19 protein-coding genes are annotated in these 23,802 nt (G+C 48.2%); 4 read left to right on the forward strand and 15 right to left on the reverse strand.

What is annotated here, in order from left to right:
• Nucleotides 1–12: 12 nt before the first annotated feature.
• The 4 genes from AY633_RS09375 to AY633_RS09390 all read right to left on the reverse strand — a co-directional run bounded on the left by AY633_RS09375 (nt 13) and on the right by AY633_RS09390 (nt 6,178).
• Complete coding sequence (locus tag AY633_RS09375) at nt 13–774, reverse strand: hypothetical protein (protein ID WP_068488115.1); 762 nt, start codon at nt 772–774, stop codon at nt 13–15.
• 4 nt (nt 775–778) lie between these two features.
• Nucleotides 779–4,543: an AAA domain-containing protein gene (locus AY633_RS09380; RefSeq protein ID WP_068488117.1), complete on the reverse strand. Its 3,765-nt coding sequence runs from the start codon at nt 4,541–4,543 to the stop codon at nt 779–781.
• 272 nt (nt 4,544–4,815) lie between these two features.
• Nucleotides 4,816–5,556, reverse strand: a complete 741-nt coding sequence (locus tag AY633_RS09385) for an SDR family NAD(P)-dependent oxidoreductase (RefSeq protein WP_068488118.1) — start codon at nt 5,554–5,556, stop codon at nt 4,816–4,818.
• Between the two features lie 67 nt (nt 5,557–5,623).
• Complete coding sequence (locus AY633_RS09390) at nt 5,624–6,178, reverse strand: DUF1697 domain-containing protein (RefSeq protein WP_068488119.1); 555 nt, start codon at nt 6,176–6,178, stop codon at nt 5,624–5,626.
• Nucleotides 6,179–6,317: 139 nt separating this feature from the next.
• On the opposite strand from AY633_RS09390, the gene AY633_RS09395 reads away from it, so the two are divergent.
• The gene (locus AY633_RS09395; RefSeq protein ID WP_068488120.1) at nt 6,318–7,187 is read left to right on the forward strand and encodes a sulfurtransferase; all 870 of its coding nucleotides are present in this window, start codon (nt 6,318–6,320) and stop codon (nt 7,185–7,187) included.
• A gap of 81 nt (nt 7,188–7,268) precedes the next feature.
• On the opposite strand, the gene AY633_RS09400 is transcribed toward AY633_RS09395, so the two are convergent.
• The 4 genes from AY633_RS09400 to AY633_RS09415 form a co-directional block, all read right to left on the reverse strand.
• The gene (locus tag AY633_RS09400; protein ID WP_068488121.1) at nt 7,269–7,997 is read right to left on the reverse strand and encodes a class I SAM-dependent methyltransferase; all 729 of its coding nucleotides are present in this window, start codon (nt 7,995–7,997) and stop codon (nt 7,269–7,271) included.
• Nucleotides 7,998–8,011: 14 nt separating this feature from the next.
• Nucleotides 8,012–8,998: an SDR family oxidoreductase gene (locus AY633_RS09405; protein ID WP_068488122.1), complete on the reverse strand. Its 987-nt coding sequence runs from the start codon at nt 8,996–8,998 to the stop codon at nt 8,012–8,014.
• Nucleotides 8,999–9,181: 183 nt separating this feature from the next.
• Nucleotides 9,182–9,820 (reverse strand): class D sortase, encoded by a 639-nt coding sequence (locus tag AY633_RS09410; protein ID WP_068488123.1) that lies wholly within the window; start codon nt 9,818–9,820, stop codon nt 9,182–9,184.
• Nucleotides 9,821–9,962: 142 nt separating this feature from the next.
• The gene (locus tag AY633_RS09415) at nt 9,963–10,388 is read right to left on the reverse strand and encodes an LPXTG cell wall anchor domain-containing protein (RefSeq protein ID WP_068488124.1); all 426 of its coding nucleotides are present in this window, start codon (nt 10,386–10,388) and stop codon (nt 9,963–9,965) included.
• Between the two features lie 333 nt (nt 10,389–10,721).
• Between AY633_RS09415 and AY633_RS09420 the strand changes: the two genes are divergently transcribed.
• Together AY633_RS09420 and AY633_RS09425 are read left to right on the forward strand one after the other, a co-directional pair.
• Entirely contained in the window at nt 10,722–11,087 is a 366-nt protein-coding gene (locus AY633_RS09420) for a PH domain-containing protein (protein ID WP_068488125.1), read from the forward strand.
• A gap of 176 nt (nt 11,088–11,263) precedes the next feature.
• On the forward strand, nt 11,264–12,139 hold the full coding sequence (locus AY633_RS09425) for a metallophosphoesterase family protein (RefSeq protein WP_068488126.1): 876 nt from the start codon (nt 11,264–11,266) through the stop codon (nt 12,137–12,139).
• Nucleotides 12,140–12,384: 245 nt separating this feature from the next.
• Here AY633_RS09425 and AY633_RS09430 read toward each other — a convergent pair whose 3' ends face one another.
• On the reverse strand, nt 12,385–14,403 hold the full coding sequence (locus AY633_RS09430; protein WP_068488127.1) for an alpha/beta fold hydrolase: 2,019 nt from the start codon (nt 14,401–14,403) through the stop codon (nt 12,385–12,387).
• Nucleotides 14,404–14,753: 350 nt separating this feature from the next.
• Here AY633_RS09430 and AY633_RS09435 point away from each other — a divergent pair, with 350 nt between their 5' ends.
• Complete coding sequence (locus AY633_RS09435) at nt 14,754–16,427, forward strand: DUF2207 domain-containing protein (RefSeq protein WP_068488128.1); 1,674 nt, start codon at nt 14,754–14,756, stop codon at nt 16,425–16,427.
• 732 nt (nt 16,428–17,159) lie between these two features.
• On the opposite strand, the gene AY633_RS09440 is transcribed toward AY633_RS09435, so the two are convergent.
• The 6 genes from AY633_RS09440 to AY633_RS09465 form a co-directional block, all read right to left on the reverse strand.
• Entirely contained in the window at nt 17,160–18,845 is a 1,686-nt protein-coding gene (locus AY633_RS09440; protein WP_141705913.1) for a peptide ABC transporter substrate-binding protein, read from the reverse strand.
• A 178-nt stretch (nt 18,846–19,023) separates the two neighbouring features.
• A complete protein-coding gene (locus tag AY633_RS09445) occupies nt 19,024–19,704 on the reverse strand; it encodes a protein kinase family protein (RefSeq protein ID WP_068488129.1) in 681 nt (226 codons plus the stop codon).
• A 96-nt stretch (nt 19,705–19,800) separates the two neighbouring features.
• A complete protein-coding gene (locus AY633_RS09450; RefSeq protein WP_068488130.1) occupies nt 19,801–20,685 on the reverse strand; it encodes a proline iminopeptidase-family hydrolase in 885 nt (294 codons plus the stop codon).
• A gap of 441 nt (nt 20,686–21,126) precedes the next feature.
• Nucleotides 21,127–22,029 (reverse strand): glycine betaine ABC transporter substrate-binding protein, encoded by a 903-nt coding sequence (locus AY633_RS09455; protein WP_068488131.1) that lies wholly within the window; start codon nt 22,027–22,029, stop codon nt 21,127–21,129.
• Nucleotides 22,030–22,051: 22 nt separating this feature from the next.
• Nucleotides 22,052–22,789: an ABC transporter permease gene (locus tag AY633_RS09460; protein ID WP_068488132.1), complete on the reverse strand. Its 738-nt coding sequence runs from the start codon at nt 22,787–22,789 to the stop codon at nt 22,052–22,054.
• 4 nt (nt 22,790–22,793) lie between these two features.
• On the reverse strand, nt 22,794–23,786 hold the full coding sequence (locus AY633_RS09465) for an ABC transporter ATP-binding protein (protein ID WP_068488133.1): 993 nt from the start codon (nt 23,784–23,786) through the stop codon (nt 22,794–22,796).
• Nucleotides 23,787–23,802: the final 16 nt, after the last annotated feature.

The following is a 23,802-nucleotide window of genomic DNA, read 5'->3' on the forward strand; positions in this document are numbered from 1 at the left end:
AAATTCAAAGCCCTACGCATGTTCTGCTGGGGATTCTTGGCTCGCCATCGCTTCGCGCCATGCGAGCAATTCCTGCTTCTCGATCTGTTTTTGAAGCACTTCATCCCAGATATTGCTCTTTGTGTTCCAGACGCGGGCGTAAAAGAGGTCCTGCTCCCGGTCGTATAGCTGAAATTCGATGCAAGGGATAGCGTCATGGCCAATTTCCTCCAGCGTCAAGACATCCGCAACTAGCACTTGATAGCCTTCTTCGGCAGCATCTTTTTCCTGCGCCAACAGCTCCTGGATGCGGATTTTGTCAGCTGACGGTTCCGTGGCATAGCGGTAGACAGGCCCGTCAGCTTGTTTTTTGTCCTGCACTTCTTCTATAAGCCAATAGCGGTTATGGGCCGCGCTAAAAGAAGCAATAGCTTCATCGCTTTCTATCGCTTCCTCAAAAATGCCTTTTTCCAGCTGTCCGTAGCCTTTATCGGTCAGCCGGTAGCCTTTGGGGTCGAGGCGGATCAGCTGCGTATGGTGCATCTTATCGATTAAGTCGCGGATGAACAGCTCCTCGACAAACAACATCTCAGCGAGTGCAGCAGGGCGGCGGATGTCTGCTTCCTGAAAAGCCAGCAGCAGCATCTTCATCAAGATATCCATTTTGAAGCGCTTGATGCGGGAATAGGATACTTCATAAGAAACCAGCGGTACATGCCACGACAGCTCGTTTACGATTTCTACATTTCCGTTCGATGCCAATTCCATTCGCAACTTATCCACTAGCTTCACCATGTGCTCACCCCTTCTGCAGAACTTTCACGCCATGTTTTTGTTCGGCGACATCCAATACGTGCTGATACATCTGTTGCGTCTGTTGTTTTTTCGCCCGTTTCGTAAACATTTCGGAACTGCCGACCATCACCAGCAATTGCTTAGCACGCGACAAGGCGACGTTCAATCTACGGTAGTCTTTGGCGAAACCGATATCGCCGCGGTCATTTTGGTTATTGCGGACCATGCTTAAAAGGATGATCTCCATTTCGCTGCCTTGGAAACGGTCAACTGTTCCGGTGCGAAGCAATAAATGCGGCAAGCGCAATTCCTGGTCGATCATGCGCTGCAGCCGCTTCACTTGTTCGCCGTAGAACGAAATGACGCCAACCGTTTTCAACTCATTTGCCGGAATCCGGCCAGCTGCTTTGGCTTCAGCGACCGATTCATTGAGTTCTGTCAACAGGCGGCTGATCTCGGCAAGTTCCGACGGATTGTACAGGCTTTTCCCGCCGCTCATGCGTTCTTCAAAATACGCCGGTTCGTTCGGCAAGTCGAGCCACATGAGGTGGTTATGGCGTTTCACCGTTGCCGATTCCAGGAAATGGTCGCGGTCTGCGTCTGAGTCAGCTAAGCCGCATTGCAATTGGACATTCTCGTCTTTATAGAACGGTGAAATGGTTTCCATGATATCCGCGTGCATGCGGTACTGGATCGCAAGCATCGTCTTATTGGTATCCGGCAAGTTTTTATACAAGCGCTCAAACAGCGATTCTTCGAGCAGTTTCTCGAGTTCGCGTTTTTCTTCAAAGCCGCTGTTCTCTTTGATCATTTCTTCCAGGGTTTCTTCTAAAGTATCGTTGCCAAGCAAAGGCGGCAATTGGTGGTGGTCCCCGACCAAAATCACTTTTTTGCCTTTGAGCATCGGCAACAATAGTTCCGGCGGCGTCGCTTTCGATACTTCATCAACGATGACGACATCGAATACCGGATAATTGTCCTGGAAATCTTTACGCGCAGACGCCACACAGGTCGTGCCGATAACATTGGCGTGCTTGATGTAGAGCTTGCGGATCTCGTCCAGATCGTGTTCGCTTGCCGATTCCAAAAGAGCAATCCATTGTTTTTGCACCGATTGCAAAAGCGGGAAGTTCTTTTGCTCTTGCTTAAGCGATTCCATATCGAACGACAGGCTGGCGAGCTGTTTCGCGGTTTCTTCGTAGGCCGCTTCCGGATCCGTTGAAAGGATGCTTTCCAATTCTTGCAGTTCCTGTTGCTTGTCTTTTAGACGCTGTTTCGCTTCGCCAAGTTGCGCTATGACGTCGTTAATTCGCTGTTCGGCTTTTTCAACTGCCGTTTGTTCAGCGAGCAAGTCGGCTTGCAGTTGCTCCAATTTCGCAGCCGCTTGTCGAAATTCAGCTTGGTCGTTTTCAAACTGCGCCAACTGGTTTTGGCGATCGGCAATCGCTTGTTCGACGTCTTCTGGCACGTCGATAGATACGGACAAAGTACCCGCTTGCCGTTCGATGCGTGAAAGCTCTTCCCGCTTCCGCTCGAACTGCTCGAGGCCTCGTTCATCCAATGCGAGATAGCTTTGCCTTTGTTTGTCGAGTTCTCCGCACAATGCTTTCTTTAATTGGGCGAATGCACGCTTGGACTCTTCGATATACACATCGGCGGCTTTTAGCATCGCGCCTCTCCGCCATAGGTCATTCTGGCGTTTGTATAAGCCGCTCAAAGCTTTGGCAAGAACAGCCGATTCGATCTGCTGGGAACTTTTCAGCATCGCGCGCAGTTTTTCCAGAAACTCGTCGATATTGGCAGAAGTGAATGATTCCGCTTGAGACAAGGCGCGTTCTTTTACTTGCGCGACGTCAATCCCTGCAGCCTTCAGTAAGTTCTCAACATAGCCAATCGCTGAAGTGACGCTCGTGTTATACGCTTCAAGCTTTTTGCGCTCTGCCACTTTGTCACGAATCATGTCGAGCTTGCTGAGTGAAAAAGCAATCGACGGCATTTCTTCGATCTTTTGTTGCGCCATCACTTCAAGCAAGCTATCGACCTTTTTCATATCCTCAACGGTCTCGAGCACCGCTTGCTTTTCCTGCGCTCTGGCCACTACTTCGTCACGCTTTTCTTCAATTAATTCCATGTCGCGGCGCAGGATGGCCAGCTGTTCGCTCAGCTTCTTTGCTTCGCGCGCGCGCTCGAGTTGTTCGATGCTGACTTGAGTTTGCTGTCGTTGTTGTTCAAACCAATCGGCCCCTTGCCCGCTATCGAGCAAATCCTGCGCTTTGTCAATGGCCGCTTCTAGCTTCTCTATTTTTCCTTCGATGCTTTGCTTGTGGTTTACCGCTTGCCGCTGTTCAAGCTCACGCGCCCGTTCTTTGTTTTGCCAAGTTTCCATGGAAACCCGCAAGTCTTGCTGTTTTGCCTTGGCTGCTTTTTTATCTTCGACGGCTTGCTGCCATTTCTCAAATACCGGCTGCAGCTCCGCGTAAGCTTGTTCCGTTGTTTCAAGTTTTTCGGCGACTTCTTTTTCGCGCACTGTACGCGCCTCATACTGCGCCGTGATTTCTTTTAAGGTATGGTCTTTCCAATACTGCCCGACGTTTTCTTCGATGAATTTTTGGCCGTCTTCTTCGATGCTCTCCGTACGCCCGACACGCAAAATCCGGATGTCTTTATGGGCAAGCAAGCGCCCAAGCGCGTTATCGACTGCCAAATTCGACTGCGAAGCGACGAGTGTACGTAAGCCTTTCTTGGCGTTTTGCAGGCAGATTTCCGAAATGACCGTTGTCTTACCGGTCCCGGGAGGTCCTTGGATGACGTACAGGTCTTCCGCTGACATCGCCCCTGTGACCGCTTGCTGCTGGAATTCGTTCAAGCGGTTGTGGAACGTGAGCTTCGGCAATTCCTTTAATGCCGCTACATTTGGCCGCTCTTCGAATAGCAGGCGGTCGAGCTGCGGATTGACCGCAAGCCCTTTTTCAAGATTGGTGAAGCCTTGGCGCAATCTGCGGACTTGGCTGAGTGCAGCGAAATTGCTGAACACGACTTCTCTTTTATGGAGAGCCTGCGCTTTTTCGCGCATCTGCTTGATGATGAAGGGATTTAATTCGATTTCGATTGTGCGATTTTTCGCTTTGAGGACGGTGCCGACATCGCCGTCGATGCCGGTGAGTCGGACGCTTAGATTGCGCAAGTTTTTCCATTCTTTATCGTCCATCCGGCAGCCCGTTAACGTGATGCGGCTAAAATCGTGGTTGAACGCCAAATTCGAATAGCCCGTTTTGATGTCTGGAATATCCATACCCTGTTCTTGGATTTTCAAGTATCCTTCCCAGCTCGAGATGCGTTTTTTCACATAATCCGAACGCTCTTTCGCCGGTGTCAGTCGGTTGATTAAGTTCATGAACGCTACCGGCACCGGATCGCGCGAATTCTTGAACTGGATCGATTCCTCGCGCTGCCAATTGGTGCCAAGTGCCTGATAGGCTTTTCTGAGCGTCACATTGGTCACCAATAGTTGATGGTTCGCGAATACGCAATGAAGCACGGCAGCTTGCCCGCCCGCCTTATCCGTCAGCCTCTCTGTTTGTTCTGCACTGAACAGAAGCGCAACAGAAAGAGAACCATCCGCAGTCGACGGATAGCGCTCGAGAAATACTTGAAACGGGTAGTCCGCCATAAAAAATAAGCGTTCGCTAATGCCGAACCCTCTCATCTTTTCCGATGCGGTTTTAGTTAAACGTATAGACGTCTCATATGTTTTGGTTTGTGTTGCCATTGTGTCATCACCTGTTCCGCCAAACTGAAAAGACGTGTAGCCCGGCTGGTTTCTTCAAGATTTCGCTGTCGATCGTATCTTCTAATCATATCATCTGCAGGTGCTTTATGTTTTCTGAACTTATGTATTTTACGGGAAACCATTCTTTTGCCTCACGTCTTTTTTTCATTTCCTTGAACCTTTTCTATAATAGAAGCCATCAAAAAACATCTGTGCATTGGATGGTCTACCCAATGCACAGATGTTTTCGAATGTCCATATTTTCTCTTTACTTATTGCGCAGTATAGCCGCCGTCAACTAAAATCGTCGTGCCAGTAGTAAAGTCATTTTCACTGAGGAAGATGATGGCATGAGCGATTTCATCCGCCTTGCCGATGCGCCCAATCGGATGCTTGCTGACCAGCTGCCCGTAAAATTCTTCTCCAAGCGCTTCACGGCTAACCATGCCAGACTCGACATAGCCCGGTGCCACGGCATTGACACGGATTCCATGAGAAGCATACTGGAGCGCTAATGATTTCGTCATGAGATTGACCGCGCCTTTTGAAGCATTATAGGCAAATGCCGCTCCTTCCCCGACACTTCCGAGAATCGAAGAGGTGTTGATGATTGCACCGCCTCCATTGTTCATCATATGGCGGATGGCATGCTTCGCCCCAAAGAAGATGCTGTCCTGATTGACCGCAATGACTTTATGGTAGTCTTCATAACTCAACTCGTGCGTTTCTGTCAGCGCACCGATGCCGGCATTATTGACGAGCAAATCAATGGTGCCGAACTGATCGATCGTGAAGTCGATCATCGCTTTTACCGAGTCTTCACTTGCCACATCTACTTTGACAAATAAGATATCGCCTTCATCTTTCAAGTCCGCTGCCGCCTGTTTGCCGCCTTCTTCGTTAAAATCGGCAATCACCACTTTTGCGCCTTTTGCCAAATACGCTTTTGCCGCCGCTAGCCCAATTCCTGAAGCCCCGCCTGTCACTACTGCCACTTTTCCTGCTAACTCCATCTTCTCGCCTCCACTTCCATATTTTTCAACGCCTTTATATTATCATAATTATCAATCAATTTTAGAACTATTTCGCTACCTGTCCCTCTAACTCCCTCATCAGCTCGTAAATCTTCCGAACGGTATTCACATTGCGAATGGTAACTTGTTTATATAACGTCGTGCCCACGATCTTAGCCATTCCACTCTTCGACACATGCTCCCGGTCGACCGACCAAAGAACGGCGCCTGGTACATACACCGCTCGGTCAATGTCCGGTTTTAACGGCAATTGTTCGAGCACATTTTGTTGGTCGACCTGCTGCCATAAAAACAGCACATCGCTTTTCAACTGTTTATCATTGGCCCATTCTGGCGGGACCGCCTGTGCAATGCGGCTATATTCGTCAAATGAATACACCAGTACTTTAATGCGCAGCGCAAATTGTTCCAGAATCGCTTGTTCTAAAAGAACTGTCACTTGTGCTTTCTCGCGGCTGTCTTGAAAGACGATATTCCCTGAATTGATGTAGGTTTTGACTGATGACATGCCCGCCTGTTCGAACGCCTCTTTTAATTCCTTCATGTTGACTTTATTATGTCCGCCGACATTGATGCCGCGAAGCAACGCTGCATAGATCATGTGCATCTTCCCCTTTTAAAGTTAACGGATCAAAACCGCGTTCGTTGTTGTGCTTGCTGTTTTCGAAAATCCTAATTTTTGACGGGATTCTCAACAAAATATTACAGTAAAGACACCCTTATGAAGGAGGACTACTTAGATGAATGACATTCCATTAATCGTGACAACTGACTGGCTAGCTGAACATTTAAACGATGCCGATTTACGGATCGTGGATGCTACGGTGTTCATGAAATTCCCGGAAGTTGGCGGTGCGCCAACTGTTGAATCCGGCAAAGCGTCCTATTCCCAAGGCCACATCCCGGGAGCAGTTTATGCAGACTTGCTCGGGGAATTGACCGATAGCGAAGCAGCTCTGCCGTTTACCGTCCCGCCGCGCAATGCATTTATTGAAAAAATGACCGACCTCGGTATTGGCGATGGCATGCGCACCGTCATTTATGATCAAAACGCACTTGTCGGCGAAGAACTTGCCGCTTCTCAATGGGCGTCACGTCTCGCTTGGCAATTGCGTTACGAAGGATTTGGCCAAGTCGCCATTCTAGAAGGCGGATTGCAGAAATGGCAGGCGGAAGGCCGTGAGTTATCAACAGATTTCCCGTCTTACCCGAAAGCGAACTTTTCGGGGCAGCGCCGAAGCGATATGCTCGCCACAAAAGAAGATGTCCGCAAAGCCATCGAGGACGAGCAGACGGTCCTTATTAACAGTTTGTCGCCCGACGATTTTCACAGCGGCCACATTCCAAGCAGCGACAACGTCTTTTTCGGAAGCCATGCAAACGAAGATACGAAAGCATTAGTCTCTGACGAACAATTGCGCACAGCTTTCGAACAAAGCGGCGCACTCGCCCCTGATAAAAAAGTCATCACGTATTGCGGAGGCGGCATTGCCGCTACTTGGACCGCCTTATTGCTCAATAAACTCGGGCAGCCGAATGTCGCCGTGTACGATGGGTCGATGAATGAATGGACAAGCGACCCGTCCTGCCCGGTCGCAACCAATAAATAAAGCAACATCAGCTAAACTCATGGATTCCTTTCCATGGGTTTTCTTTTTGCATCGATTGCCATCACGTTTATAAAAGATTTGTCACTGTTCCCGCTGCGTCGCCATGATCGCAAAATAGCTTCCTTCGAGACCGCTGTGCGCAAGGCGTTCAAAATGAGTGTGAAAGCCCGCTTGCTCCAATAATTTTTCCCATTCCGCCATCGAGAACAGCCCAAATTCCGCGTGGTCTGATTCCGTAAACACGCGACCATCTTCATCTCGCATGATATAGACATATTCGGTTTCGGTTACATGATCACTTGTATCCGCATCATAGCTCCACTCCAAATACCGTAGGCCCCGCTTGCCTTGATCGATGCCACCGTGATGGGTTTGCGGCTTGAATGTTTCGGTAAACTCATCCGCTACGATCATCAAGAGGCCGCCGGGATTTAACTGCCTTTTGGCATTTTGCATCACTTCCAATAAATCCTGTGCCGCCGTAAAATGCATGATGGCGTCGTGGATGAACACAAGATCAAACCGCTCGCTTAAATCGAGATATCGCATATCCCCTTCGACATGTGGGCAATCCGGATTTAATTTCTGGCTGATGGCCAGCATGTCCCGAGACACATCCGTCAAGGTGATCGGAAAATGGCGTTTAAGGTAATAAGCGTTACTGCCACCGCCAGACCCGAACTCCACCGCTTTTTGAATGCGCGGATGATGTTTTTGCATGAGCTCCAAGTAAAGTCCCGCTTCCTCCTCGTATTCTGTATGAGGAGACATCAATGGCCACCAATTAGCCAATTCTTTATACAATTTCATCGCTGTCCTCCTTTCTAGCGTTCTTTCCAGCTCGCCAATAAGCGTAGTTCTTTTGAGCTGTCCAATCCGGCTGTGCCGACTACGCCCTCTTGTTGCAGCCACTCGTGGGTATCTTGAATCGTTTCTTCAAGCGGCCTAAAACTCAGTCCTTGAGCCAGCGCTTTGTCAATCGACATCGCCATGAAACCATCTACGTTCTCACTGTCCGGTATCCATAGCGGCAATTCCATCCAATATCCGACATCGTTTGCCATCAAAAACTCATCATCCATCCACACGAATTGCGCACGGCTCGCCAAGGCATTTCGGCAAGTTTTCAGAAATGCCTCCATCGTCAATGAATGACTAGGCCCTGTCGCATTGAATACGCCGCTTACTTGCTGCTCCACCATGCGCAAAATCCATTCCGCCAAATCCCGGACGTCGATAAATTGGATCTGCCTATCTTTGCGCCCAGGCGCCAGCACTTCGCCGCCCTGCGCCACCCGATTGGTCCAATAGCTGAACCGTCCCGTGAAATCATAAGGCCCGACGATCAATCCCGGACGGATGATCAGCGCCCGGTCTGGAAACTGTTTTTCTACTTCCCGCTCACATAGGAATTTCAATTCCCCGTAATATTCATTGCTAGGCGGATCGGCCACGTCTTGCGGCAGCTTGCGCACAGCATGCTCTTCATCAATTCCTGGATCTTGCAAATCATCATAAACCGAAGCGCTGGAGATGAACGTGTAATGTCCAGCATTTCCCGCGAGAAGTGCTGCTGATTGCCGTACGACTTGTGGCACGTAACCACACGTATCGATTACTGCATCCCACGTCCGCCCCTCAAGCGCCGCCAGCTCACCGTCCCGGTCACCGACTAGTTTCTCAACTTCTGGGAAGAGCGCTGGATTTTCTTTTCCTCTATTGAATAAAGTAACTTCATGCCCTTGATCGAGGGCAGCCCGCGTTAAAAAGCGTCCTAAAAAGCGAGTACCTCCAAGAATCAAAATCTTCATTTTCCCCCATCCTTTCCACTGTCTTCTCGCATCATTCCTTCCATGCGTATTCGCCTACTGCCTCGAAAAACCCTTCAAAACCCGTTATTTCGAACACGCCAAAAAGGCCCTAACGAATTATTGGGCCTTTCGAATACTAGCTATAGGGACATTAAAGAAACCTCACGAACCTAAAAAGCCGTTCTATTCCTCGACTTCTTGTTCAGCGACCAATTTCGCTTGGACAATATACCGGTCCGGGGCGAACCCGATGAAGTCAAAAGGATAGCAAGTCGTCAATGTCAGCATCGACTCTTCTTTTTCTACAATGACTGTTCGATCATCTTCGTGTGTGATCCAAGTGTCCGTGACTTCGTAACTGAACAACTTGCCATCGTATTGGACGTGAAGCAAATCTCCTTTCTCGAGTTCATCCAATCGGGTGAATACGGTATCCCGATGTCCGCTTAAAACCGTATGGCCATAACCGCCTGGCACCGTCGTCAAATCGCTGACAAACATCCCGACACCTTGCGTCAAAGTCGAAGTATCTGTCCCCCAGTAGATGGAATATTTCTGTCCAATTTTGGGGATGAGCAGTGCAGCAATCTCCGTTCCTGCTGCCTGCTGAATTTCATTAGTAAACACGGGAGTCGGCTCTTCAATAGAAGGCGGCGTATACATCATGTCCTTTTCCAGGGTCTGGGCCACTTCTGTCACTTCTTTTACTTCTTTTTCAGTAAAATCTTGCGCAGCAGTGTGGCCAGTATTCCATTGCAAAAAATTCACGATGACAATGCCTACCCCAACCATAAGCAAGATCATCCCAAGCCAACGCCTCATCACCTATCACCTCACAATAAAGAGGCTGCCTCGGAAGTGGATGAACACGACTTCCACAGGCAGTCTCTTTGCAAACCTGAATCCAAGAGCGGATATTCACTCTCAGCTTTTATATGGTGGCTTACAAGACAGCCATAAGGCGTTATGCTGTTTGTTTCTTTCTGCGGAACAAAAGCAATGAACCTGCCCCGGCAATGCCAGCGCCGAACAGCATCATCAAAGGCCCGTTAGAAGCGGTATCTGGCAACGCAGCGCCTTCCTCTTCTTCTTCGGCTGCTTCATCCTGATCTTCAGCAGCTTCGTCATCGGATCCGGCAGCTTCTTGGCTCGCTACATAATCATCGTATTCTGATTGGCTGACTTCACAAGCAAGCCCGTCATTGTCACGGTCAAGATCATGCGGATCGTTTTCTGCACTATAGCCGTTTGTGTACCAAAACTCCATGACCTCATCATGGTTCGCGAAATCACCGCAGTCTTTATCGACATGGTTGTCCGCGGCTACATTTAGAGAAGCTCCTATAAATAAAAGCGACCCCATGAAAATTCCAGTAATTCCTTTTTTCATATGTTTCTCCTTCCATTTCCTTTATTTTCTTGCTATCACAAATAGTAGTCTGAATTAATAAAAAATTCAATATAAATTTCGTTATTTTTGTCATAATTCTCATAAAGACATCAAAAGTCCCGCATAAAATTAAGAATTCCCATATTTTTCTTTTGCGTAGATAATAAGCCCTCCGTGTAAGCTAGAGATATTTTATCGTCTTTTGTAGTTAAGTTTGCGATTGTACTCCTACCAGCCAGCAGCTAAATACAAAAAGCGCTCCTATCATATTCATAGCCCCTCTTTCCAAGCTATGCCATACTGGTACCATAACTGATTAGGGGGGGAATCTAAATGGCAGAATTGAACGAGATGATGGGCTGGACCTTCGTCCAGGAAATCGATGTGCCGGATTCGGTCAAAGAGTTATTGGTGACCGGCGAGGAAGCGAAAGCCGCTTATAAAACTGTGCGCGATACCGCTGTCGTGACGAATAAGCGCCTTATCATTTCCGATAAGCAAGGCTTGACTGGAAAGAAAGTCGAAATCTACACGATCCCGTTTTCATCTATCCACATGTACTCAAGCGAAAACGCCGGTACTTTCGATGCCAATGCGGAAATCCAGCTGTGGACAAAAGCTGGGAACTTCAAGCTGAACTTGAATAAGAAAGTCAACATCCGCAAGCTGGATAAGCTAATTGCGGAAGCGATCCTGTAAAGTCCAACCGAGCTGCACCTATACGCCTAACTGGCGGATAAGTGCAGCTTTTTTAATACTTGCCATCGCCTGTCCGGCCTCGGCCCAAACTTTCACAATTCTTTACATTGCGTTTACCGTAGCTTAGCAGCCGTTTGAGATACTGGTGTCATTAAATGAAGAAGGAGTTGTTGAACATGATGAAAATTGCAGTGATTGGAGATTTGCACTTTCCTTCGGTAAAAGAGAGCTATGCGTTTATCCGGGAAGACCGGCAGTCGTTTTTCGAGTCTTTCATGGAACAGTTTTTCTCGATTCCCGCAGATCTGTATGTATCGATTGGTGATTTGACGAATTTTGGTTCAGCTGACGAATTGGAAGATATCTACGCTATAATCCGGCAGCATCAAAAGCCATTTGTCCACGTACTCGGCAACCATGATGTCTATGCCATGAACCGGAACGATGTCCTCCACATCACACAGCAAGAGCGTTTTCATACGATTTCAACAGACCATGCCGTCTTGGCTTTTTTGGATACTGCCCAAGAACAAAATTACGAAGACTGGGGCGGAACCTTGGATCTCGTCCAACAACAATGGCTTGAAACAGTAGTCCAAGAATCCGGTGACTTGCCGCTTGTCGTCTTCGGTCATCATCCGGTCCATGGAACGACCAAAAACTCTGAAAAGGAAAAACGCTGCATTGCGCCAGATATCCCGATGTGGGAATTGCTGAAACCCAAGCAACGGGCTGGATTGTACGTCAATGGGCATAACCATTACAATTCCATCGCCGCCAGGGAACAATGGACATTTCTCCAACTAGCGGCGGTCCTGGATGAACAAGCGGTGCGGATCATTGATGTATCCGAGTCCTTGATTGACATCGATTATATTCCTTTAGTTGATCCGAAATTAAAATCGGCAGCCCAAACGATTGGCACAGCCATCGACCATTTCCAACTAAAGCCCCACCCACTCGGCACCCAGGCCGATGTGAAATACGCGATCCCGCTTTCGGCTTCATCGCCCATCGCTACTGGGTTGAGCTTGCAAGATATAAAAAAATGACAGCGAGATAAGGCCGTCATCTAATCTTTAATATTTATCTCATCGGAAGCTTCTAATTTCACACTTTGGATTTGCAGTCGGACAATCGCAGTATTACGGTTGAACTTGTATAAGGAAAAAGCTATCCACGAATCCTTTTGGGATTCATGGATAGCTTTTTAAAGTTCGAACGATTCCTAAAAACACACCCCAGAAGACAGAGTGTGAACTGTATCTTATGGGGCGAATCATTCTCTTTTTGAAACTTAAAGCCCTGTATAAAGAACCGTGTTCGCCAAAGTAATAAGCGTCATCAAGATAGTATTCAAAAATGCCCCAACATAGACATTTCCGGTTTTCCTGAAGAAATAACGGTTGTAAATAGCTGCCAACAGCAGGACTGGAACAAGCCCAATAACAATGATTGATGAGAGGGATTCGGCAGGATAGCCACCAGTCCCTGTCAAGAACAACAATCCGTAATGGTAAGCGAGATACAAGACCAATCCGCCGATAAAGTGAAGAATGGAGATTCCATAGCCTTTCCATCCATCATATGCACTGCTGGCCGTATTGACGTTTACAGACAACCCAACAATGAAATAGTAGATGAAGAACAGCGGCGCATAGCGCAACAATGCGAAGACGTGCTGATCTTCAAAGGTTTTCACTGCTAAAGTCCACAGACGGAAGTCGACTTTGAAGAAGGCGTCCACCACGTACAACAGGCCATAACCGATTGCTACTGCCGTAATCGCCGTAGCTAAAGCGGCAATAATCGTTTTGAAGTTTGCTTTCAAGCCGTAACTAGCAAAGCTTGCACCTTCTGCTTTTTTCGCTACGAAGTGATAACCAATCAAAATCATCAAGGTCACGATGGCTACGTTGATTGCCCAAAAGACAATTGGGTTAACCGTCGCTGCACCGAACCATTCAGTCGTCGCAAAAAAGCGTTCTTGTTCACGCAAATAAATATACTGGACGATGCCAAGCACCAGAACAAGCCCAGATCCCAATTTCGCAGAATGTCCGGCATTTCTCACAAAACTGAAGATCAGAATCAACGCCGCTAATCCAATCGTAATCATGCTGATCTGACGAAGAAGAGTCATGCCCGTTGCATCTCCGCTATGAAGTGCTGTAAAGAATAGAGCAGGATACAGCGCACCTACTACTAATAAAATATAGCCTGCCAATTTAGCGCCTGGTGTTTTAGGAGCTGCTAAAGCAACTGGAGATTTTGTATAAACCCAGTTGAAGAAAGGCAACTTAGTCAATAAATTGATAACCGGAATGAACAATAAGAAGAAACCGATAAGCGCGATGAAAGAAAACCACTCTTTCCACATCCAGGTTTGTCCATCTTCGCCGACTGTCACTACATTCCCATATTCTTCAAAAGCAGTATCATAGAAATCAACGGCATAAGCTGTCGATTGCTCGGAGAAGTGATTCCACGGATGAGTCTCGTTCGGCTGATAAATGATGCGCTCAGCCCCGTCAACTTCGTAAAATTCACCCGCCTGCGCAGATTCTAAGCCGCCTAGGAACCCTAAACCTTCAGGCGTGCTGACATAATCTTTTTTCACTACTGACTGTCCGGCTGCCGACGCCTCTGCATCAAAGAAAAATTCATCATAAACTCCGGCAATTTTCCCAGATGGTCGTGGTCCATAGGAAGCATTGATTTCCTCGTCCGTGTAGCCAAGTGCTTTGACCCACTGATAATCCGACCCCATCGTCAAAGAGCTGTGAATCTTACGCACTCCCGACTCCTGGTAATCTGCTTCATCCAGCATTACTGCATGAGTAGATGAAAATCCACCCATCGAATGGCCGGAAACCGCAATAACCCCATTTTGTTCTGCATCTTTCAGTACATAATCTTGTTCATACATGTATTGAACTGCGTCATAAATGGCATAGGGCCAAAACGAAAAGAACGGGATCGGCTTTTCCATTGTGCCAGTCGAATGACCATGATCGTATTGGTCAAGCGCCAACACTACATATCCGCGCTTAGACATTTCAATTGCCTGTGCGTCTTGCATTTCCGCAGAATTCAAATATCCGTGAGTGGTAACCAATGTCGGCCTTGCTTCACTATCGGCTCCGTCAGGCTTATATAGCAATCCGGACAATTCGCCTCTTTCCGTATCGAAATAAATTCTCGACACGTCCACTTCACCGTTCGAACTATTAAACTGGGCGGCAACTATACTACCGATTAACACCAATAGCAACGAAATAATCAACAATACAACTGGTTTTCTATTGTTCTTCATGTTCTTCCCCCTTTTTCTGTGCATGCCTATTCATCAAGATCTCGAGAAACTGGTAGCTGTTATAATATCCCTCCTCTCTTATTTGGGTATATGCAACGAAAAAAGAGACACATTAATGAGCTTTGGGGGATGCCCAAAGCTCATTAATGTGTCTCCATTTCTCCGCACAAGATATTAACCTAAAATTAGCATATTCGTAAATGAAAGCGTTGTCAATAAGAAAACACATTATTCTAATTAATATAAAAAATAAATCAATTGGATTATTTTTCAAATTGCAACTGACACTCTGGCTATTTCTGAAACCTTCCCTCCACTCAACCGTATTCCTATACAAGAGGTGATGAATCGTGAAGAACAAAAAAATCTTGGCTTTTATTCTGTTTGTCTTCCTGCTGCTCGTCCCGGTCCAGGCATTTGCTATCGACTTCAATATTACGGATGTGCAGATCGAAGCCCAACTGAATGAAGACGGCACGGCAGATGTCACGGAACAATTTACGTACGAATTCGAAGATGAGTTTAATGGCATTACGAGGAGCTTGATCCCAAAAGAAGGAACATCGATTGAAGCGTTTACGGCGAAGGACAGCCGGCGTGATTTGGAAGTAGAAGCCGAAAACGGCCTATACAAAATCTACCGCTCCGGCAACGAGGGCGATACGATCCAAGTCGAGTTGAATTACCAGATTGTCGGGGCTGTCGAGAAATTTTCTGATGGCGCTGAATTCTACTGGCCGTTTTTCGATGACAGCAATGAAAGCGACTACGGCGAGATGACGATCACGGTCATTCCACCTGCTGCGGCAGCGGAAACCGAAGCGCTCGGATACGGGGAAGCGTTTGATACAGCGAGCGTTACAGATGATGGCACCGTCGTTTTTGATTTAGGTGATGTGCCTGCTGGAAAAACGGCCGATATCCGAGCCATTTTTGAGGCTGGATTGTTTCCTGGCGTCACGGCGCAGGACGGTACGGTGCGGGATGAAGTAGCGGATGACCGCGAAGAACTGGAAAACGAAGCAGCCGCTTTCGCCCGTAACCAACAGCTCGCGAAATCCATTGGAATCCCCGTTATCGCGACGCTTGGCGCTTTACTTATCGGCTTGGTGATCTTCTCTTGGATTAAGGCGTCAAGACGCAAACGGGAAGCCCGAAGTGAAGATGATGAGTTTTTCGTACCGGAAGACTCAATGAGCATCCCTGCCTTGCTTCATTTCACGAATCCGAATTACGTAGCGGCGAACGGCATGTCGGCGGCAATTTTGGATTTGATGAGAAAAGGCAAGATTCGCCAACTGTCGGAAGACCATTTCGAACTGGCTGACCGCAGCACCGACCATCCGCACGAAGCGGTGCTGATTGGGCTATTGTTTGATACGATCGGAGACGGGTGCGAATTTACGCTTGAACAAGTGGAAATCTATACGAAAAATGAACTTAATCACGACCATTACAACGCAGCGACCGCTGAATGGAATAAAGAAGTGAAAGCCGAAGTGATGGCCCACGATTTTTACGAAAAACACAGTGGCCAGCGCTTGGCAGTAGGCATCATGAGCGCGGTCTTCATCGGCCTCGCCGTCGTGTCAGGGATATACGGATTGTTGCCATGGATGGCTTTGTCCATTGCACTGGCGATGCTCGCGCTTGGCTTTGCGATCGGCTATTCACCGATCACGCGCGAAGGACACCGACTACGCTCTGAATGGCGCAGCCTGAAAACGGCGATGGCGCAGTTGCCGACAGAGCAATGGGAGCGCTTGACGCCGGATGAAAAGCAGCGTGCTTATGCATACCTACTTGGCAGCGATCAGAAAACGGCTGAGCGCAAAGCGCACGCCTTCACAGCTGCAGAGCCAGCAAATGATGTCTCCGGCTTTGCGGTGAATCCAGTCCTCATGACCGCCGTGTTCGTTACGGCAAGTACCACAACAAGTGCCACTGCCGATGCAAGTGGCGGCGGCATCGCCGGTACCGGTGGAGGAGTCGGCGGCGGTGGTGGCGGCTCCGGCGCGTTTTAAAGTAAATAAAAACATAAAAAGGAGGATGGCGACTGCCATCCTCCTTTTTATAGTGTTGAATAAGTCCATAGTTCGTTATCAAGTACAAAAGAAGCTACTTTTTTTCACATTCAACAATCAATGATCTTTCTAAGTATTTGGAGAAGCGTTCGCTCGTAAAACCTTCTGCTCAATAATGCTACGCATTACTTCGCAAAGATAAGTTCTCCCGTAGGTCGACCTTATCTTTCCTACGGGATTAGCGGGTTTAAGAGACCCCACAGGCAATGAATGAGCGAAGCTGTGCTGAGCACATTCATTTGCGATGCTCGAACATAGTGAGAGTTGAGCAACGCTTTAGTGACGAGGAGGCTCGATTCCCGCCCCGAGGAGTCGTGCGATAAGCTTCGGAAAATACGACTTTTCACCTTTCTCGACAGCCTGTAAAAAGGAGGATGGCGACTGCCATCCTCCTTTTCTCAGAGTGTTGAAGAAGTCCATAATTCGTTCTCAATTATGAAAGAGAGGACCTTTTTCTATATCCAACAATTAATGAACTCTCTAAGTATTTGAAGAAGCGTTCGCTCGACTCCTGTGGATCAGCGAGACGACCGAGACCCCGCAAGGCGCGTAGCGGCTGAGGAGGCTTGGGCGCGAGCCCACGGAGTCGTGCGATAAGCTTCGGAAAATACGACTTCTTACCTTTCTTGACAGCCTGTAAAAAGGAGGATGGCGACTGCCATCCTCCTTTTCTTATTCTCTTCCTGAGATATACGCCCATTTATAACTGAAATCGCCGGTGAACGGATGCGTGATGACATCGTGCACATACGGTTTTTGCAGCGCCATACTGCCGAACTGATACATATTGGCGATGGCGGCATCTTCTTCGACAAGAATTTTCTCGACTTCCGCTAACGCCTCCCAGCGTTCTTCTGGCTTCAAGGCAAGTTCGCCGTTCGCCTGTTCAAGCAATTCGTCCACTCGTTCATTGGAATACGCCATCGTGTTTTGAGGGGATTCCGTCGCAAACAAATCGAGGAACGTAATCGGGTCTTGGAAATCAGGGCCCCAGCCTGTGCTTTGGATATCGTAATCCTGCGCTTCGTTCTTATCAAGCAAGACGTTGAATGGCACTTGGCTCATCTCAAGCGTCAAGCCCTCCAGATTGCCTTCCATTTGGTCTTGCATATAGGCATCGATTTTTTTCGAAAGTTCCGTATCGCCGCTTAAGTATTCCAAGCTCACTTCCGTCAGCCCTTCTTCTTCCAAGCCTTCAGCCCATAAAGCTTTCGCTTCTTCGGCATTGAATTCCATCATATCTCCGTTCACTTGGCGGAAATCTTCGTTGTCCGCATCAAACGCAAACTCTGTTGGGACCAGGAAATCTGCCGGAATCGAGCCGTTAGCAAGAACGATATCAGCCAAATCCTGTTTATTGAACGACAATGCCAAAGCTTTGCGCAATTTCGCGTTGGCAAGCGGCGTCGATTCGCCTTCGCGCTGTTGATTAAATTGCAAATAATAAACAGACGGTTTCAAGACGCGCACGACTTCTTCATTCTCTGCGTATTGCATCGCAAATTCGCCAGCTAATCCGGCCCGGTCCGCATCCCCAGTCTCATACAAATTAACGCCAGTCCCTGGATCCGGAACGATATTAAATTCAACAGTTTCCATTTTCACGTTTTCCGCATCCCAGTATTCAGGGTTTTTCTCCAATTCCCATGACATCGCCGTAGCGTCCCAGTTTGCCAATGTGAACGGCCCGTTCGATATCAGTTTGGACGAGTCCATCGCATAATCTTCTCCGAGTTCTGTCACGTACGCTTCGTTCTGTGGGTAAAATGTGCCGAATGCCATCAAGGACAAGAAATACGGAATCGGGCGTTCAAGCGAAACGACCAGTGTTTGGTCATCTTCTGCTGTTATCCCCAGTTCCGATTTATCCAGTTCGCCTGCTGCAATTGCCTCGGCATTTTTGATTGTTCCAGCCATCATGTACGGCCCGTATGTCGAGCCTGTTTCCGGGTCGGCTGCGCGCTGCCACGCAAAGACAAAATCATGTGCCGTTACAGGCGAGCCGTCCGACCAATTCGCATCGCGTAATGTAAACGTATAGTTCAAGCCGTCTTCGCTAATTTCAGGTTCGCCGGATGCCATCGCTGGAATCGCCGTATTCTGCTGATCGAGGCGATACAAGCCCTCTGCCGCATTGTTCAACATGGTGAACGATACCGCATCATCTGCCAGTACGGAGTCCATGGTCGGAATTCCAGAACCGGTTGTTATCCGCAGTTCCTGTACGTTATCCAATTCGCTTTTCGGTGCAGCCTTTTCTGTATCCGCGGCAGTTTCATCTTCCCCACCGCAGGCCGCAAGCACGGCAGCTAAACTGGCAGTTAGCATTAAAGCCCAAGCTTTATTTCGTTTAATCATTGTGAAGCCTCCTATGTCTATTGCGCTAGTGCATTTCTCCTCTCATTATATACAAATAATAATTTTCTTTAAAAAAATATAAAATTTTGAATTTGATAGAAGTAATATCATCATTAATTTACCTCATCAAAAAGAACAACAAGCTCTCCTGGGGTGGAAAGCTCATTGTTCCCTTACCTTATTTCCGGTAATTTAATTGCTTAGAAACGATGCGCATGAATTCATCGAATGTTGCAGAGTACCGATTCCACTGATGATACCATTTGCGGATTGTGTCGAGCAGCCAGAACGGCACCGGTTTGCCATCGACGATCGGATAATATTCCACATAAGCTTTTTTTAAATGCTCCCAGCGGAAGTCGTTGCCAGGCTGGATGTATTCGGAGACATCGAGCAGTTTTGCACGGCCGTTTTGCAAGAGGATGTTTTTCAAATGAATGTCCCGTGGATTCAAGCCGATTCCGCGAATATACTCGCGCGCTGTTTCCACATCGGCAATTGCCTGCTCCGGCACAAGAATGCCTTGCAATAGGCAGTCGAACAAAGTTGGGCCTTGTTCGAATTTCAACACAAGCATGCGCTCGTCTCTGCCGTAGCAAGTCGAGAAATAAGGGGAATCCCCAATTTGTCTGTAAACCGCTGCTTCCGCTTCGAGCTTGTCACTTTTGCCTTCTGCGTATACTTTGAACGCGTACTGTGGAAATTTCTCAGCTTGAAACACCGCTGCGTCCGTACCGACACCGATGCAGCGAAATCCATCTGCCGTCCCCGTTATCGTTACTGGTTCATTGTTGGGATGTGCTGTCACATTTACCGCTAGTAAAGCTCGAGCCGCCAATTGCCAGTGCTCATCGTTCATGCCCATCTCTCCTCTGATCTGTAGAGCTTCGTTCCGTTAAAATAACGAACTGCCCTTACTCGAGGTTCCTCTCCGTCACAGCAGTTGCGTGTTCAATTAAGCACCCGGCTTCATTTCCTGGCGATTGACCCACTCGCGGACAGTCTCGACATACGCTCCAGGTTCTTCAATAGACGGCATATGCGAGCTGTTTTCGAACACGTAAAATTCGGCATCCGGCACGAGACTTGCATAATGTTCTGTTGCTTCAGGCGTCGCTTCGTCGTAGCGCCCGCACGTAAATAAAGACGGAATGTCGATTTCAGGCAGGCGCCCGGTCGCATCGAACTGCTTTAAGGTACCGGTAACTGTGAATTCTGATGCTCCCCACATATGATTATAAACCTGAGGGTTCAGCTGCTCGAGATCCTCCGACAGCTCGTTTGGCCAAGGATCGACGCGGCACATATGCGTTTTGTAATATGCCATCATCGCTTCCTGGTAATCTTCTGAATCAGTTGTTCCTTGGTTTTCATGTTCCTCAATCACCTGTTGTACTTGTGCCGGGAATTGTTTCAAATAAGCACGCTGGTCCCGCTCCCAGCGCTGCGCATCGAGTGCGGGTCCGGAAAACACGACACTGCGCACGCCACCAGGCTTCGTAAATAGATACGAAGCAGCGAGCATCGTCCCCCAGGAATGGCCGAGCAAATGAACTTCTTCCAACCCTAGCGCTTGAATCACTTGTCCGAGCTCTTCAACGTAGCGATCCACTGTCCAAAGAGATGGATCTTTCGGTCGGTCCGATTGGCCGCAGCCGAGCTGGTCGTATTGAATGATGGGCCGTTCTGCGCCCAGTTGTTGTAGGGGGTCGCTGTCGCTGCTTTTCATTCCCGGCCCGCCGTGCAAAAGCAAAAGCGGGATGCCGGGGCCATTGCCGGTGATCCGGTACCAGACCTTGCCCCCAGTGACGGGGATAAATCCTTCTGTTACGTGTTCCATCCATGATGCCTCCTTTAGTCTCTCCACTACCTATTCACTTCTCCATTTACTAAAATTCTCCTTTCCCCTCCCTCATTCAAGCTATTCGAAAGACCTCGACCTCGCCCTCGCCCACAAAAAAACCGCCATCTCAAAAGGATGGCGGTTTTCTAGAGTGTTGAAGAAGTCTGTAATCCCCTATTAATGAAAAGAGTGTGAGACTATTCCACAATGAAAAACCAACGAACTCTTTAAGTATTTGGAGAAGCGTTCGCTCGACTCCGGTGGATTAGCGAGACGACCGAGACCCCGCAAGACGCGAAGCGGCTGAGGAGGCTTGGGCGCGAGCCCACGGAGTCGTGCGATAAGCTTCGGAAAATACGGGTCCTTAACTTTCTCGACAACCTGAAAAACCACCACTCTCGTAAGAATGGCGGTTTTTCGGACTTTCAGTAGTAACGCTTATTCCTCTTCCAGCAAACCGTTTTCCACTAGCCAGTCATACGCAACGACCGATACGCTCTGGCCTTCAATATCTACCAGGTAGTTCAGTTCGCGCATAATATTGCTGTCGAGTCTGTCGGCTAAGCGGGCTGTGATTTCTTCGATTTCCGGATACTCTTCGAACACTTCCTCGTTAATCGTTACCGCTATCCGGTAAGGCGGGAAAAAGCGTTCATCATCTTCTAGCACGACGAGGTCGTAACTTCTGATGGTGGCATCCGTTTCGAAAGCTACCGAAACGTCTACTTGCTCGTTATCGAGCGAACGTTGCGTCAAGCCCAAGTCCATTTGCTTAACTTGCCCGGAGCCAAAACTAAATCCATAAGTTTCTTCTACTCCCGGAAGGCCATCCGAACGGTTGGCAAATTCTGCATCGGCCGCCATTGTAAGCTCGCCTGGATTGTCATTGATGTAATCAGCCAACTCGCTGATCGAGGTGATGCCAAGTTCTTCTGACCGTTCGCTAGTCATCGCGAGCGCGTAAGTATTGTTAACTTCTGACATGTTCATCCAGTGGATATTGTTTTCACTGTCGAGTTCTTTGACCCGCTCGAAAGCTTTCTCCGGATCCGAAATGGCTTCTTCCCCCATATACGTGATAAGGGCCGTTCCGGTATATTCCCACATCATGTCCACTTGTCCATTGATGAGTGCAGAACGGACGACACTGCTTCCGAGATTGTTCATTTGATTGACTTTGAATCCTTCTTCCACCAATAAGAACGCCGTCATCTCGGACAGTAAATATTGTTCGGTGAAGTTTTTGCCCCCGACCGTCACTTCTTTTCCTGTCACGCCCGAACAGGCAGACAGGATCAGCGCAATGACCAGCAAGGGGATGAGTTTGAGTGAGTTAATCACAAATTCCGATACCTCCTATTCGCTAAGCTTTCTCAACACGCCTTGATCCTTTTGGCACGACGATATATTCCACTTTGCGCAGGATATAATCAGCAAGAATCGCCAATAGCGTCACTGGGATCGCCCCTGAAATGAGGAATCCGTTGTCGAACAAATTGATGCCGGTAAAGATCCATACGCCGAGGCCGCCCGCTCCGACTACATAGGCAAGCGCCGCTGTCCCGATGTTCAAGACGACAGCCGTGCGGATGCCGGCGAGGATCGAGTAAGCCGAATTGGGAAGTTCGATGCGGAACAGGATCTGATGGGGTTTCATGCCCATCCCTTTGGCCGCATCGATCATGTTCTTATCGATTGAATCGATGCCTGCGACCGTGTTTCTGAAAATCGGCAAGATCGAATAAATGAATAGCGCAAACACCGCCGTCTGAAAGCCGATGCCCAAAATACTGATCATCAAGGCCAGCACGGCAAGGCTCGGGATCGTTTGTCCCAAGTTTGCGATATTGGAAAACACCCATTCCACTTTCTTGAATTTTGGCCGGGTGATGAGGATTCCAGCCGGCACTGCAATGAGGATGGCCAGCAATGAAGAAACCAGCACCAATACCACGTGCTGTCTCAACAGCACCAAGAATGTATCCGATTGGCTGAAAATATAGTCGAAATAACTATTGGAGATCGCCCAGATGAAAAATACGGCGACCGCTGCATATAGCGCAAATCGGACACTATTGCCTATTATTTTTTTACGTTTCACCGGATCACCCTTCCTGGGAGGCGGACATCTTCCCTTTTATTTCAAAATGCAAATATTTTTGGACCATATCGATAGTAATCGTCCCGATGTTTTCATCCTGCTCATCTTTGACGATGACTTGATCCGCTTCTTGATTTAATAGCATCGACAAAGTATTGCGCAAATCTTGATGGACATGGATGGTTTTCGTATCTTGTATGGCTTCATCCACCGGCCCAAGCCCGATGACTTCACGTAAATTTTGAACTGTGTGCAAGCTCAAGCTTTTAATGGCTCGGTCTTTTCCGAAAAATTGGGATACGAATTCATTGTTTGGATGCGCCAGCATTTCCGATGGCGTGTCGAATTGCATGATTTTCCCGTCACGCAACAACACAATTTTATCCGCCATTTTGATTGCTTCATCGATGTCATGGCTGACAAACAAAATGGTCTTCTTGACTTCGCGTTGAATCTGCAGGAATTCTTCCTGGATCTTATCGCGGATGATCGGGTCAAGTGCGCCGAACGGTTCATCCATCAGCATGACCGGCGGATCCGCTGCCAGAGCCCGGACAACCCCAATTCGTTGTTGCTGGCCGCCTGACAATTCGTGTGGGTAGCGTTTTCCGTAATCTTTAGGATCCAAGCCAATCAGATTCATTAAGTACTCAAAACGTTCACGCTTTTTCTTCTTATTCCAGCCCAATAGATCCGGAACGATCATGACGTTTTCTTCGATCGTCATGTTCGGGAACAAGCCGTTGCTTTGGATAACGTAGCCGATTTTCCGTCTCAATTCGATCGGGTCCAAGTCTTTCGAGTTTTCCCCGTTGATGACGATTTCGCCTTTTGTGATGGACTCGAGCTGGTTAACCATTCGGAGCAATGTCGTTTTCCCGCAGCCGGAAGGGCCGAGCAGTACGACAATCTTGCCTTCTTCCACCGTGAAGTCGACATCATCGATTGCGGTTATTTCTTCTCCGTAGCTTTTTGTTACGTGATTAAATGAAATCATAGACTCACCTCTCTGC

It is taken from the genome of Planococcus maritimus (assembly GCF_001592825.1).
Lineage (GTDB): Bacteria > Bacillota > Bacilli > Bacillales_A > Planococcaceae > Planococcus > Planococcus maritimus_C.

Coding starts and splice junctions, on each gene's coding strand:
- AY633_RS09410 (WP_068488123.1), bottom strand. CDS start 9,820: ATGAGGCGTTGGCTTGGGATGATCTTGCTTATGGTTGGGGTAGGCATT.
- AY633_RS09390 (WP_068488119.1), bottom strand. CDS start 6,178: ATGATCTATGCAGCGTTGCTTCGCGGCATCAATGTCGGCGGACATAAT.
- AY633_RS09395 (WP_068488120.1), top strand. CDS start 6,318: ATGAATGACATTCCATTAATCGTGACAACTGACTGGCTAGCTGAACAT.
- AY633_RS09400 (WP_068488121.1), bottom strand. CDS start 7,997: ATGAAATTGTATAAAGAATTGGCTAATTGGTGGCCATTGATGTCTCCT.
- AY633_RS09415 (WP_068488124.1), bottom strand. CDS start 10,388: ATGAAAAAAGGAATTACTGGAATTTTCATGGGGTCGCTTTTATTTATA.
- AY633_RS09440 (WP_141705913.1), bottom strand. CDS start 18,845: ATGATTAAACGAAATAAAGCTTGGGCTTTAATGCTAACTGCCAGTTTA.
- AY633_RS09385 (WP_068488118.1), bottom strand. CDS start 5,556: ATGGAGTTAGCAGGAAAAGTGGCAGTAGTGACAGGCGGGGCTTCAGGA.
- AY633_RS09380 (WP_068488117.1), bottom strand. CDS start 4,543: ATGGCAACACAAACCAAAACATATGAGACGTCTATACGTTTAACTAAA.
- AY633_RS09450 (WP_068488130.1), bottom strand. CDS start 20,685: ATGGAACACGTAACAGAAGGATTTATCCCCGTCACTGGGGGCAAGGTC.
- AY633_RS09445 (WP_068488129.1), bottom strand. CDS start 19,704: ATGAACGATGAGCACTGGCAATTGGCGGCTCGAGCTTTACTAGCGGTA.
- AY633_RS09420 (WP_068488125.1), top strand. CDS start 10,722: ATGGCAGAATTGAACGAGATGATGGGCTGGACCTTCGTCCAGGAAATC.
- AY633_RS09405 (WP_068488122.1), bottom strand. CDS start 8,998: ATGAAGATTTTGATTCTTGGAGGTACTCGCTTTTTAGGACGCTTTTTA.
- AY633_RS09425 (WP_068488126.1), top strand. CDS start 11,264: ATGATGAAAATTGCAGTGATTGGAGATTTGCACTTTCCTTCGGTAAAA.
- AY633_RS09375 (WP_068488115.1), bottom strand. CDS start 774: ATGGTGAAGCTAGTGGATAAGTTGCGAATGGAATTGGCATCGAACGGA.
- AY633_RS09465 (WP_068488133.1), bottom strand. CDS start 23,786: ATGATTTCATTTAATCACGTAACAAAAAGCTACGGAGAAGAAATAACC.
- AY633_RS09430 (WP_068488127.1), bottom strand. CDS start 14,403: ATGAAGAACAATAGAAAACCAGTTGTATTGTTGATTATTTCGTTGCTA.